The sequence below is a fragment of the Desulfobulbus sp. genome (genome assembly GCF_030824455.1).
Lineage (GTDB): Bacteria > Desulfobacterota > Desulfobulbia > Desulfobulbales > Desulfobulbaceae > Desulfobulbus.
In genome coordinates this window covers 19,806-32,778 of the sequence record NZ_JAVBXR010000115.1, presented here as the reverse complement: position 1 = coordinate 32,778, position 12,973 = coordinate 19,806, and the positions used below count along the sequence as shown (strand labels likewise).

The 12,973-nt window shown below is 61.3% G+C and carries 12 protein-coding genes and 1 riboswitch; of the genes, 6 read left to right on the top strand and 6 right to left on the bottom strand.

The genetic code is table 11. The features are described 5' to 3' along the window. Nucleotides 1-908 (top strand): hydrolase (locus RCH93_RS15195; RefSeq protein WP_306549269.1); only part of this gene is annotated, 908 nt, incomplete at its 5' end. Here RCH93_RS15195 and RCH93_RS15190 read toward each other — a convergent pair. The 6 genes from RCH93_RS15190 to RCH93_RS15165 all read right to left on the bottom strand — a co-directional run bounded on the left by RCH93_RS15190 (nucleotide 905) and on the right by RCH93_RS15165 (nucleotide 5,386). Further along, the gene (locus RCH93_RS15190) at nucleotides 905-1,504 is read right to left on the bottom strand and encodes a hypothetical protein (protein ID WP_306549268.1); all 600 of its coding nucleotides are present in this window, start codon (nucleotides 1,502-1,504) and stop codon (nucleotides 905-907) included. The genes RCH93_RS15195 and RCH93_RS15190 overlap by 4 nt on opposite strands. Next, nucleotides 1,455-2,549 (bottom strand): nicotinate-nucleotide--dimethylbenzimidazole phosphoribosyltransferase, encoded by a 1,095-nt coding sequence (cobT, locus tag RCH93_RS15185; protein WP_306549267.1) that lies wholly within the window; start codon nucleotides 2,547-2,549, stop codon nucleotides 1,455-1,457. Before cobT ends, RCH93_RS15190 begins: the two co-directional genes overlap by 50 nt. An 8-nt stretch (nucleotides 2,550-2,557) precedes the next feature. Further along, on the bottom strand, nucleotides 2,558-3,157 hold the full coding sequence (gene cobC / locus RCH93_RS15180; protein WP_306549266.1) for an alpha-ribazole phosphatase: 600 nt from the start codon (nucleotides 3,155-3,157) through the stop codon (nucleotides 2,558-2,560). Beyond that, nucleotides 3,154-3,930 carry an adenosylcobinamide-GDP ribazoletransferase gene (gene cobS, locus RCH93_RS15175; protein ID WP_306549265.1) on the bottom strand — a complete coding sequence of 259 codons (777 nt, stop codon included), beginning with the start codon at nucleotides 3,928-3,930 and terminating at the stop codon, nucleotides 3,154-3,156. The genes cobC and cobS overlap by 4 nt, the downstream gene beginning before the upstream one ends. Nucleotides 3,931-3,943: 13 nt before the next feature. Then, the gene (gene cobU / locus RCH93_RS15170; RefSeq protein ID WP_306549264.1) at nucleotides 3,944-4,507 is read right to left on the bottom strand and encodes a bifunctional adenosylcobinamide kinase/adenosylcobinamide-phosphate guanylyltransferase; all 564 of its coding nucleotides are present in this window, start codon (nucleotides 4,505-4,507) and stop codon (nucleotides 3,944-3,946) included. Nucleotides 4,508-4,745: 238 nt separating this feature from the next. Then, nucleotides 4,746-4,821: riboswitch (cobalamin riboswitch) on the bottom strand. 118 nt (nucleotides 4,822-4,939) lie between these two features. After that, the gene (locus RCH93_RS15165) at nucleotides 4,940-5,386 is read right to left on the bottom strand and encodes a CAP domain-containing protein (protein ID WP_306549263.1); all 447 of its coding nucleotides are present in this window, start codon (nucleotides 5,384-5,386) and stop codon (nucleotides 4,940-4,942) included. A gap of 270 nt (nucleotides 5,387-5,656) precedes the next feature. Between RCH93_RS15165 and RCH93_RS15160 the strand changes: the two genes are divergently transcribed. The 5 genes from RCH93_RS15160 to RCH93_RS15140 all read left to right on the top strand — a co-directional run bounded on the left by RCH93_RS15160 (nucleotide 5,657) and on the right by RCH93_RS15140 (nucleotide 12,956). Next, complete coding sequence (locus RCH93_RS15160; RefSeq protein WP_306549262.1) at nucleotides 5,657-6,958, top strand: OmpP1/FadL family transporter; 1,302 nt, start codon at nucleotides 5,657-5,659, stop codon at nucleotides 6,956-6,958. A gap of 50 nt (nucleotides 6,959-7,008) precedes the next feature. Further along, nucleotides 7,009-8,529: a cyclic nucleotide-binding domain-containing protein gene (locus tag RCH93_RS15155; RefSeq protein WP_306549261.1), complete on the top strand. Its 1,521-nt coding sequence runs from the start codon at nucleotides 7,009-7,011 to the stop codon at nucleotides 8,527-8,529. Continuing rightward, complete coding sequence (locus RCH93_RS15150) at nucleotides 8,526-10,244, top strand: HD domain-containing phosphohydrolase (RefSeq protein ID WP_306549260.1); 1,719 nt, start codon at nucleotides 8,526-8,528, stop codon at nucleotides 10,242-10,244. The genes RCH93_RS15155 and RCH93_RS15150 overlap by 4 nt, the downstream gene beginning before the upstream one ends. A 12-nt stretch (nucleotides 10,245-10,256) precedes the next feature. Further along, the gene (locus tag RCH93_RS15145; protein ID WP_306549259.1) at nucleotides 10,257-11,978 is read left to right on the top strand and encodes an HD domain-containing phosphohydrolase; all 1,722 of its coding nucleotides are present in this window, start codon (nucleotides 10,257-10,259) and stop codon (nucleotides 11,976-11,978) included. 168 nt (nucleotides 11,979-12,146) lie between these two features. Further along, nucleotides 12,147-12,956 (top strand): hypothetical protein, encoded by an 810-nt coding sequence (locus RCH93_RS15140; RefSeq protein WP_306549258.1) that lies wholly within the window; start codon nucleotides 12,147-12,149, stop codon nucleotides 12,954-12,956. Nucleotides 12,957-12,973: the final 17 nt, after the last annotated feature.

The following is a 12,973-nucleotide window of genomic DNA, read 5'->3' as shown; positions in this document are numbered from 1 at the left end:
AATTCTTCCGCACCCGCCCTGCCCTGCCGCTCAGGCGGGAACGGGTGGAACTGGCGGATGGCGATTTCATCGATCTCGCCTGGGCAGACGGCCACAGCGGCCCCACGGTGCTGATGCTCCACGGCCTGGAGGGCAACCTCCGCTCCCACTACGCCCTGCCGGTGATGGACACCCTCTGCCGGGCCGGGATGCAACCGGTATTCATGCATCTGCGCGGCTGCAGCGGCGAGCCCAATCGCTTGCCCCGCACCTACCACTCCGGGGCCGTCGAGGATCTGGCTGAGGTTTTACGCCACCTCCAGGCCAGCGGCCGGCCGGTTGCGGCGGCCCTTGGCTTTTCCCTGGGCGGCAACCTGCTGCTCCGCTATTTGGGCATCGCGGGATCGACCTCCTTGCTGCAGGCGGCGGCGGCGGTGTCCGTGCCCTTTGTGCTGGCTGATGCGGCCCGGCGGCTGGAGCAGGGCGGCTCACGGATCTACCAGCACTACCTGCTCTCCCGGCTAAAACAGGCCTATCGCCGGAAATTCGCCGCCGTGGAATCGCCGCTGCGGGTTGACTTGGACCGGGTCCGCACCCTGTGGGAGTACGACCAGCAGGTGACTGCGCCGCTCAATGGTTTTGCCGGGGCCGACGACTATTACCAGCGCTGCAGTTCCATCGGCTATCTCCACCGCATCACCACCCCGACCCTGATCCTCCACAGCCTGGACGATCCCTTCATGTACCCGGGCAACGTCCCCGGCCCGGAGCAGATCGGACCCGGCGTGCGCCTGGCCGTCCAAACCCACGGCGGCCACGTCGGCTTCATCGACGGCCGCTTTCCCTGGCGCACCCGCTGCCTGATCGACCGGATGATTCCCCCCTTTTTCCAGCAACAGCTGACCTGCCCCATCGCTTCTTCCGATTAAGCCGGGGGCGACGCCGCTCCTCGCACCTTGTCCACGGCCCCCAGGGCCTCGTCCAGATCAAAGATCTCAAAACAGACCAGCCGATCCTCCTGCAGATAGGGGAGCGCCCGCTGCAGGGTGGCGTCGTCGAGCGGCAGGTGATCGTTCCGGCCGTCGAAGCCGGAGAGGTGGAGTTCAACGATGTGGGGCAGGTAATGGTCGGGCAAGGGCCTGCCCAGCAGGCTGTGGGTGAGGTCAAAGGTGAAACGCGGGTGGAACTCGACCTGATCGATCAGATTTTCCACTGAAACCAGGGCGGGCCAGGCGAGATCGCGCCAACCCGGCAGGGGATGCAGGGTCATGTTGAGCAGGGGGAAGCCGCTCTCGGCGAAAAACCGGGCGGCCTCCCAGGCCCCGGCTGCCGCGTCGGTGGGCAGGTGGAGGGTGTATTCAAGATCCAGCCCGGCCAGGGCGTCGAGCCAGGAGACCACCTTGGCCCGCATGTCCCGATCCCAGGTGTAAACCAGCAGCTCGACAAAGTCGACCCGGCCCTCGACCAGACGGGCGTTATCGAGGAAATTCTCCCCGGTAAGCCATGACGTGGTTCCCAATTTCATCGCGTGATTTCCCTATGGCGGCAAAGGTGCCCATTTCTTCGATCATCCGCAGCGCGGCCTCAATAATGCTGAACACCAGGGCGCAGCCGGTGCCCTCGCCCAGGCGCATGTTCATGTCGAGCATCGGCTCCAGGCCGGTGATTTCCTTGAGCAGTTTGGCCCCCGGTTCAAAGGAGATGTGCGAGGGAATCATGTAGTCGACCGCCTCGGGCTTGAGCCGTATGGCGGTCAGCGCCGCGACGTTGGAGATCAGGCCGTCGGTGACCACCGGCACGCGCCGCGCCGCGCAGGCCAGATACACCCCGGCCATGCCGGCAATGTCGAGGCTGCCCACCTTGGAGAGCACGTCCAGGGCGTCGTCCGGGTCGGGCCGATGCAGCCGCACCGCCTGTTTGACCACCTCTTTCTTGCGTTCAAAGGCCTGATCGGTCAACCCGGCGCCGCGGCCCACCACCCGGTCGATGTGGGCCCCGGTGAAGCCGTAGAGCACGGCGCTGCTGGCGGTGGTGTTGCCGATGCCGATCTCGCCGGCGCCAAACAGATCGTAGCCCTGGTCAATGGCGGTGTTGGTCACCTCAATGCCGACCTCAATCGCCTGCACCGCCTCGGCCCGGCTCATGGCCGGCTGCTCAAGGAAATTGGCCGTGCCGTAGCGAACCTTGCGATTGAGCACCTTGGGCAGATCAACGTCCACCTGGATGCCGACGTCCACAGCGATGACGTCGGCCCCGGCGTAGTTGGCCAGGAAATTAACGCCCATCCGCCCGGAGGTGACGAAATCGGCCCCGATGCGGGTAATATCCTGCGGATACATGGCGATGCCCTCGGAGCAGACGCCGTTGTCGGCCATCATCACCACAATCGCCTTCTTGGTGATACGGTTGTGGATCTTCCCGGTGATGCCGGCGATCTGGCGGGCGATGTCCTCCAACTTGCCCAGGCTGCCCGGCGGCTTGAGGCAGTAATCGATCTCTTTCTGCGCGGCGGCCATGACCGCTCGGTCGGTGGGCGCGATGGCGTCCAGGGTCTTCTGCAGCAGTTCCATGACGGCTCCTATCGATAGTTGAAGCGGATGAGGATCGGCAGTTCGCCCATGAATTCGATTTCGCTCAGGGTGGCGTTGTCGACCTTGAATTGCCAGTATCCCTTGGACACCGACTCGGAAAAGAAATGGGCAAACAGCGAGCGAATGCAACCGCCGTGCGAGACCACCGCCACCCGTTTGCCGGGGTTGTGGCGGACAATCTCCTCGACCACGCTGATCACCCGGTGTTTGAAGGCGGCAAACATCTCGCCGCCGGGGATCTGGGTCTGTTCCCAGTCGGTCAGCCACATCTGCCAGATGTCCGGGTACTGCTTGGCGATCTCGGAAAAATGCATGCCCTCCCAATCGCCGAAATGGAATTCCTGGAGACTGGTGTCGGTGATGATTGGCGCATCCTCGCCAAAAACCAGGGTAGCCGTCTCCACCGTCCGTGAGAGCGGGCTGGCAAAGATCGAATCCACTTGCAGGGCGTTGATCCGTTCGCGCAGCGATGCGGCCTGGAGACGGCCGTGATCGTTGAGCGGGGTGTCGGTGCTGCCCATGAGAATGCCGGTTTTGTTCTGTTCGGTTTCGCCGTGGCGAATGAGATACAAGGTGGTGGTGTTCATAGGGGATAGTTCCAGACAAGAAGAAAGACAAGGAAACTGAGGGTTTCCGAAAGTTCGATGCTGGCGCCGATGGTGTCGCCGGTGATGCCGCCCAGCCTCCGCTTGAGGTAGAGCGCAAACAACACCGCCAAGAGAATCGGCGGCAGGTGGAGCACAACGAGCAGCAGGGGAATCCGGGACAGCGGCACGCCAAAGAGCAGGAGCGCGCCGGCGACCAATGCGAGCGAAACCAAGGTGGCAGCCGCCGCCTGGGCCAAGCCGGTCTGATTGACGTAATCGCCGATGCCGCGCTCCTCGCGGGCGTACCGGGCCGAGGCCGAATGCCAGGTCAGGGCGGTGCGGCCCAGCACCGGCGTGATAAGTACGGCCAGGGCGCCGCCGTCGGCGGGGATGTTGCGAAGGAGTATGTATTTGAGGAGAATGGTCAGCACCAGGGCGATGACGCCGTTGGCCCCCAGAGTGGAATCGCGCATGATTTCCAGCATCCGCTCGCGGGAGCGGTAGCTGAACAGCCCGTCGGCGGTGTCGGCGATGCCGTCGAGGTGCAGGCCGCCGGTGACAGTGATCAGGAGAATCACCGCGACAATCGCAGCCACCTCCCGGCCGAGCCAGGCGTCGGCCAGCGCAAAACCGGCGACGGCGGGCAGGGCCGCCAACAGACCGACCAGCGGCATCCATTTCATGCCCTGGACAAAGCGCTCGGCAGTGAAATCGATCTGCAGCGGAATCGGATACCGGGTCATGAACTGGATCATCAGCACGAGCGCCTTCATCTCCCCTTCCCTCTTAACCCTTGATCCGCACCGGAATGCCGGCGACCACCCAATAGACTTCCGCGGCGGCGGCGGCCATCCGTTGGTTGACCCGGCCGGCGCAGTCGCGGAAGAAACGGGACAGCGGGTTGATCGGCACAATCCCGCAGCCCACCTCGTTGGTAACCGCGATCAGATCGGCCCGGCCGGCGGAGGCGGCGGCAATGATCGCCTCGATCTCGGCCAGCACGTCGGCCTCGACCGCGTTCAACTGGGCCACGGTCGGCTGATCCCAATCCATGGTCTGGGCCAGCATCCGGTTGGTGATCATCACGGTCAGGCAGTCAAGCAGCAGGGCGGCGAAGGCCTCCTCGCCGTGCGCGGCAATGATGGCCGAAGGCCGTGTCGGCGCCTCAAAGGTGCGCCAGGATTCGGGCCGCTGCCGCCGGTGCTTGGCAATGCGGTCTTCCATCTCGGCGTCCAGCGCCTGAGCCGTGGCAATATAGCCGACCTCGGGACCAAAGCCGGCAAGCAGCTGTTCGGCAAAGCTGCTTTTGCCGCTTCTAGCCCCGCCGGTGACAAGGATAATGCGCCCCATAGAACCACCCAAGATGTGATGCGATCAGCGAAAGGACTGCAGAGGTTGCGGCGACAAGCAGCGCAAGGGCAGCGGAAACGTCTTCGTCCCGACTGATGGTTGCCCCATAGACTCCGGTGGCCGCACAGGCTCAACAATCCGAGCAGTTACAAAAACAGCGTGTTTCGTCAGGGGGGAGGATGCGAGAACCGCTGGCGCGGCGTCGGCGTCTCATTCCACGAAGACCCACGTTCAAGAGGAGTGTCTGGCTCTTCCGCTGGGCGCGGAATCACAGTTGCGGGACAGCACGGGAATCGCACCCGTTTCCTCCATAAAAAAAAGAAGGCGCGCGGACTTGCCGGCGCTCAGCCGAGGGTTATATCGAATTCAGAAAAAAAAAGATAGAGGCAAATGAACCCCTGCCTGATCCGCTGCGTAGCCGCAGCCCGCCGCCTACTTGCAGGCGAAAAAGGTGACGTATTTGCCGATCTCGGCAATGCCCGCCTTGGCGACCCCGTCTTTCAACATGTTCTCGTCGTGCCCGCTTGAATGTCGCCAGGCGTCGAATTGCTTGAGCGGGTTGCTGTAATTCCAGCCCACGTTTTCCACGCACAGACGGCTGCCGGAACGCTCAAAACGCTCGTCAAAGTTGCGGTGACTCATCCGTTTCTGCTGGAACATTGCAAAACTGTGGTTCTTGGCCAGGCGGGTCAGACCGGCGTCGAACCGCAGGGGGGCCAGCCCGTTGACCTGCCGATAATTGTTGATCTGCTCAAGCAGGGTTCGGGCGTACAGGGTGGAACCGTCGTCTTCCATGGCCCGCGCCGGCAAAACGCCGCCCACGGTCCACCACAGGGCGAGCGCCGTCCACAGGAAAGAGCGGAAACTTTTCAATCGCATCGGAGGCCTCAAAACAGGTTTGCCTTTTGTCATGCCAGGCGCCAGAATGAATCTATACGAACAGGAGCGCTCATCATGCCGTTATTGGCTTGAGGGCGTCAAGGAAAACCGTGGCCCCGGCCAGGCGTTCCCCGGCGGCAGGCGACGCCCCTGAATTGGGCCACTGGCGCACTAATTTCATTTTATTTTTTCAAATCAATGCTATACTCCTCCGTGCCGGCAAAATTGAATGCTGCGCCGATCTGAAATCGACTGTTTCCCAGGAGGTCTATGATGGCGAACAGAGGTCATAAAATCTCCCAAAGCATACGAACAGGATCACGGCTTGTTCTCCAGAGCCTGCTGCTGGTTGCCGTGGGCGCGCACAGCCAAGCCGAGGCCTCAGGTTTCCGCATCGCCAACCAGTCGCTCGGCGCCGTGGGTTTGTCCGGCGCGCACGTCGCTTTTACGCCAGGCCCGGACGCCAGCTCGTACAACCCGGCCAACATGACCTGGCTTGCGGATCAGTGGCTGCTGGAAACCAGCCTGACCCTCCTGACCCTGCCCTCGATCACCTACACCGACAACCGCAGCGCCGCATTGAACGGGTCTTCCGACAGCGAGGTTTTTTTTATGCCGCTTGCGCACCTTGTTTCGCCGGAATACAACGACTTCCGTTTCGGATTTTCTCTCACCTATCCCTACGGCCTGGCCAAGCAGTGGAGCCAGCCCTTCCCCAAGGCAAGCGCGGAGCAATTTTCGCTGTTGAACGTTGAGGCCAATCCCACCGTCGCCTACCAGGTGAACCCGTGGTTGAGCGTCGGCGGCGGCATCCGGGTTGTCTACGCCAAGGGCGAAGTCGACAATGAAGTGCTCAATCCGCCCTTTCCCACAATTGATCCGTTAACGAGCCTCAGCCGCTCCGCCGACGCCGACGACACCCAACTCGGCTACAATTTGGCTCTGTCCGTCCGCCCCCTCGATCAATGGACCCTTGCCGCCACCTACCGTTCCGAGGTCGACCTGAACCTGTCGGGAACCGGCGATCTCAAGGCTTTCCTGGGCGCAATGCCGCTCCCCCCCTACTCCGGCCCCTCGTCCATCGACATTACCCTGCCGGCCGTACTCAGTCTGGCCACCGCTTACAGCTTTGACCGCCTGACCGTGGAACTGGGCTGGGACCGGACCTTCTGGTCGTCGTTCAAGGAGCTGGATTTTCAGTTCGGGCAAAATTTTCTGGGTACGCCCTTTGATCCCTTTGACCGGGCCGTCGCCAAAAACTGGCAGGATTCCGACGCCTACCGCCTCGGCCTGACCTACGCCTGGAACGACCGCTGGACCACCACCCTGGGATTTGCCTACGAAGAGACGCCCGTGCCTGCCGAAACCCTGGGATTTGAACTGCCCGACACCAACGCGAGGGTGTACAGCGCTGGACTGCGCTACCGCTGGTCAAGCGCCACAGAGGTGGGCTTTTCCTACATGTACCACCGCACTCGCAGCCGCTCGGTGACCAACGACGCCGGCATTGACGGAACCTTCACCGACGGCGGGGCGCACGCGGCAACCATTGGCCTGGTCACCGCCTTCTGATCTCTTCACCTCCCCCCGATCCGAATCACACTCAGCCCCAAGGAAAGCGTATGACATCTCCCCCCGCTGTCCCGACGGCGTCTCAGGACGCCTCGTCGCTCACCACCTCGTTGCTTGAACCGATTCTTGCCTTTGCCGTGGTGCGTTCGTTTGCCGCCGGGGAACCGATTCTTGCTCCGGGCGCGGCGACCAACACCTTTTATTTTCTGGTCAGCGGCGCGGTGGAGGTCAGTTACACCGACCGTTCCGACACCCGGATTACCGTAGCCCTGATCGGCGCCGGCGAATTTTTTGGGGAAATCGGCTATTTCGACGGCGAGTCGCGGGTTCGCGACATTCAGGCGGTGGACCAGGTCCGGGTCGGCATCTTCGACAGCGACGTGATGGACAGTTTGCGGGAACAACACCCCAGCCTGTTCACCGACTTCATCCTCTTTCTCACCCAAAAGATCTGCGGCAAATTCCGGCGCATCGCCGGCGAACGCGAACCGATCGCCGGTTACGCCGACTCGCTCTCCACCCGCCACGCCAGCCGCTACACCGAGGCCAAACCCCTGCCGGCCCCCTTGCTGCACTCGTCGCAATGGCACAGCATCAGCAGTCGGATGGAAACCTTTAAATCAGAATTGTTCAACCTTTCCCACCGCCTGCAAAAAACCGAGGCCGAAGGCAAACAGGATCTGGAGAGCGAAGCCCGCTGCCATGCGGTGCTGGCCGAACTCAACGGTTCTCTGGCCGATTTCGAGCAGACCATGGCCGGCAGCGGCTATGCCGAGGTGATGTGGGGCTATGTGTTCAAGGAGATTTTTCCGTATCTCATGCGCAGCCGCTTTGCCGAACGGGCCTACTTCAAACCCAAGGGCTATGCCGGCGATTTTCTCATGATGGAGCATATTTACGCCAACATTCCCAAAGGCGAGGGCAAGCTCGGCGAAATCATCGACGATTTCTGCCTCCAGCGTCCCGGCTCGCTGGCCATTCGCGGCCGGCGGATTCTGATGAAAGAACAGCTGATGCGCTTAAGCGGCCCCATCGCCGCCCGCGGCGGCGTCACCCGGATCATGAACCTGGCCTGCGGCCCCAACCGGGAGCTGTTCGATTTTTTGGCCGACTGCGAGTACAGCGAGAGCGTCGAGGCCCTCTGCGTCGACATCGACTCCGAGGCGCTGCAGTACACCAACCAGTACGTCAACATCTTTCCCCACCGCGCCTCAATCCGGCTGATGAGTGAAAACGTCATCAAATGGTCGCTGGGTCGGGCCAAGCATCACATCGAGCCGCTCGACATCATTTATTCTGCCGGCCTGTGCGATTATCTTGATCCGCGGCTGTTCCGCGCCCTGATCACCCAGTGCCACCGCCATCTCAAACCCGGCGGAGCCCTGCTGTTGGGCAATTTCACCTTTTATCCCGATTCCCTCTTTCTCGACAAACTCCTCAAGTGGGAGTTGATCTACCGCAGCGAAGACGATTTGCGGGAACTGTTCGCGCCGACCCCCTTTGGCGACGGGGTGAAGGTTCTGGTCGAGCAGTCGGGGGTCAACCTCTTTGCCCTGGCCGTCAAGGAATGACCGGGCGCACGGCGGCTGCCGAGGGCGCTTCGCCGCCGGTTGAGCAGGAGATGGAGGAACTCTTTTATCAGCGGACGCGCATTTGTCTGTGGATGGGGGTGGTGTTTTTTTCCTTTTTTTCCCTGCTCGATTTTGTCCACTGCCGCCCTTTTTTTTCCTTGTTCTTCTTTTACCGGCTCAGTTTCGTCCTGATTCTGCTGGGGATGCTCCGACTCCTCAAGCAGCCCGAGGTCAAGCGTCACACCCGGCCGATGATGTTTGCAGCCATGCTCCTGGGCGCATTGATTATCTCCTTGATGACCGTCAAGCTGGGCGGTTTTGCGTCCGGGTACTACGTCGGCATCCTGTTGATGGTTGCAGGCGGCTTTTCCGTGCTTCCGTTAACCGTGCTCCAGGCCTTGCTGCTGGGCGGCTCCATGTATCTGGTCTACGCCCTCACCGTTTTCCTTGGCTCCCCGCCCATGGACCACCGGGCCATGATTGACGTGGTCAACAACAGTTTTTTCTTCCTCAGCATCGTCATCGTCACCACGGCCCAGTGCTTCGATGAAATCCAGACCCAGGTGCGGTCGCTGCGGGCCAAGAAAAGTCTGCAGGCCATCAACCGCGAACTCAAACACTATACCGGCAACCTGGAGTCGCTGGTCAAACAGCGCATGGAACTGCTTGAGGAATCCGACCTCAAATTCCGCGAGCTGTACAACAACATCCTCGATCTCGTGGTCCTGATCGATCCGACCGGGACCATCCGCATGATCAACCCCCACGGGGCGCACCTCCTGGAGTTGTCGCCGCAAACGCTGCAGGGCAGGCCTTTTGCCGATTTTCTGCCGCCGCGCGATCAGGACATGCTCCACGGCGAGGTGATGGACCGCCTGCGCCGGGGCGAAAGGGTCAGGGGCGTGCAGATGCAGATGCTGACCTATCAGGGCCAGCCCCTGGAGGTGGAATTGAGCGGCAACACCGTCGCCATGCCCGAGGGCGACCAATGCTGCCAATTGATCATCCGCGACATCACCGCAACCAAGGAGATGGAAAAGCGGGTGCTGGAATCCCGACAACTGCTCGACACCTCCCGCCAGGCGGCCATTTTCGGTCTGGCCCGCCTTGCCGAATGCCGGGACGACGGCACCGGCGCGCACCTGCTCCGCATCCGCGAATACACCCGCATCCTAGCGGTCGAGCTGGCGCAGTCGCCGCAGTTCGCGCCCGTGGTCACCGAGAATTTTATCGAAGACCTCTGCCTGTCCTCGCTGCTCCACGACATCGGCAAAATCGGCATTCCAGACGCCATCCTGCTCAAACCGGAACGGTTGACCGTGCCGGAATTCGACGCCATGAAACGCCACTGCGAATTTGGCAGCGCCGCCCTGGCGTCGGCGGAAAAGAACTCGGAAAGCATCTCCTTTCTCCGTCTGGGGCAGGAAATCACCCGCTTCCACCATGAAAACTGGGACGGTTCGGGCTACCCCCACGGTCTGGCCGGCGAGGCCATCCCGCTTTCCGCCCGGATTGTCGCCCTGGCCGACGTCTACGACGCGCTGACATCCAGCCGCCCCTACAAGCCGGCCTATTCCCATACGCAGACCCGGCAGTTGATTGTCCAAGACAGCGGCCGCCGTTTCGACCCGGCCGTGGTCGACGCCTTTCTCAAGCGGGAACACGAGTTTCAGGCCGCCCGCAAACAGTCGGCCACTGCCTTACGGGCTTCCTGAGCACCGAACCGCATGCGCAACAACGACGAGTTCCAACGGGAATCGCAACAGCTGCACCACCGCAGGGTGTACACCATCCTCCTGGCCGGGGCCGGCGTCATGGCGCTGTTCACCATCCTTGACCGCATCCTGATTCCACAGCATTTCTTTGAATTTCTCCGCTACCGGCTTTTCGCCGTCGGCTTTGTCGGCGCGCTCCTGGCGGCCAACTATTTCGACCGCCTGCACCGACGAGCCTGGGTGATCGGCTTTGCCGGCTACATCTGCGCGGGCAGCGTCATTCTCTTCACCGTCCTGCGCCTGGGCGGCGTCGAATCGCCCTATTACGTTGGCCTGATCGTCGCCATGGTGATGTACACCGCCCTGGCCCCGCTCACGGTTGCCCAGACTCTGATCAGCGGATTTGCCCTCATCTGTTTCTATCTGGTCTCGATCTCGTTTATGGAATCGCTCTCCAAGTATCAACTGACCAGTTTGTTCAGCAATTTATTCTTCATGATCTGTTTCGTGTTTATCGCCGCCACCCAGAGTTGGGCCGACACCAGCGCCCGACGCCGGGAGGCGCTCTTGCGCCGGGCGGAAAACGAGGCCGCTGAAAGGCTGGCGCAACACGCCAATTACCTGGAACAGGAGGTCAAGCGCCGGACCGCAGAACAAAAGGCGTCGGAGCAACGCTACCGGATTCTCTACGAGGCCATCGCCGACGACGTGGTCCTGGTTGCCGCCGATGGAAAAATCCTCCAGGCCAACAGCTCATACCTGGAACATTTTTACGGCGGCGCGCCGCCGACTGGGGCTTCGTTTTTTGACGCGGTGCAACCCCGAGACCGCCACAGGGTGCAAACCGACCTGCTTGATCGGCTCGAGCAAGGATCGCCGGTTGCCGATTGCCGCCTCACCTTGCAGTCGCATCACAATCTTCCGGTCGAGGTTGAAATCAACGGGGCCCTGCTGGCGCGCAATGACCGCAAACTCGGCCTGCAGCTGGTCATCCGCGACATCGGCATCCGGCAAACATTGGAACAAAACCTGCTCGCCTCGCTCAACAAAATCCGGCAAACGGAAAATGCGGCCATTCTTGCCCTGGCCAAACTTTCGGAGTACCGCGACGTCACCCCCGGCAATCACCTCGAACGCATCCGGGAGTACTGCCGCCTGCTGGCGGACGAACTCTCGCAGCGCCCCGAATATTCAGCCGTCGTCACCCCGGCGTACATCCAGAACCTGTACCAGGGCGTCATTCTCCACGACATCGGCAAGGTGGCGATACCCGACGAGATTCTCCAAAAGATTGGCCCGCTAGACGCCCGGGAAGAGGCGCTGCAACGGCTGCACGCCATCAAGGGCGGCGACGTGATCAAGGCCATGGAAGAAGAGGTCAAAGGCAGCGGCTTTTTGGCGGTTGCGCAAAACGTCGCCTATTACCACCACGAACGATGGGACGGCCAAGGCTATCCCTATGGCCTCCACGGCGACCAGATCCCTCTGGAGGCCCGGATCATGGCTCTTGCCGACGCCTACGAGGAATTGACCGCCGCTCTTGAGCCGGCGAAGCGAATGCCACATCGCGATGCGGTGCAGCGCATTGTCGACGAAGTTGGCCAACACTTCGATCCCGCCGTGGTCGACGCCTTTGTCGTCCAACAGGACGCCTTTGACCGGGTGCGGCGCTCCCACGCCGAGCCAGGGAGCGACGCCTTAGCCGACGCCTGCAAAAGCGCAAGCGCGACATGATCAAACTTGAGCCGGCGAAGCCGCATATTTTCCCTTGCCGTTCGAAACCAAATACACTAAAACCACACAGAATTAACTGATACACGCATTCCGGCGGGGACGGACCTGCACGGTGCGGACATATTGATTACCAGAGACTGGACAGCGAGTTCCCTAACGGAGGAGTAAATGATGAAAACGAATATGATGCGCGCCCCGCTCATCAAATCAGCGATTGTACTTCTAATTTTTGTCCTGCTGGCCTATTTGACCAGCTCTTCGCCCGAGGGCGGCGTCCTCAACTCCGTGGGCCTGATCATCATCGGCGCCTTCCGCCTGGTGCAATGGGCCATTGCCATGGCCATCGGTCTGGCTGTGTGCATTGCCTTTCTCATCGGAATTTTTCTCTTTGCCGTGTCTCTGGTCAACAAAGAGACAGCCGCGTCGATGTACGAAGGCGTGAAGTGTTCGATCAGCGAGCTCTGCCGGCCGCTGTTTTCCTGCCTGGGTTCCTTTCAATGCAAGGATGCGCAATGCGCTCCGGCCCACCACGGCGCCGGGCTGAAGGATGAGCTACAGACCATCATTGCCGGCGAGGTCAAGAAAGTTGCCGACAACCAACAGGCGCTCAACGATCAGTTTGCCGCCCTCAACACTAAAATCCAGGCCCTGGAAGTGAAGAGCAACGACTTTGCCGCCGCTGGTCAGTTGGAAGCCATTGCCGGCGAAATTGCCGCATCCGGACAGTTGCTGGGCGCAGTGAAAGAGAACGTCGCTGTCCTTGACGGCAAACTCAACAGCACCGTGCAGCAATTGCAGGCCATCACGCCTGAAAAAATGCTCGGCGATCTGCCGGCGCGTTTGGAAAAATTAGAGCAAAAAGGCGAGGGCTTCGATCCGAAACCGCTGACCGAATCGATTGAAACCCTGCAACGGGAAGTGGAAGAAATGAAAAAGAAGGGCGCCGGCAACAACCCCAAAACAAAACGCAAGGCCTGAGTCTCGACGCCGAAAGG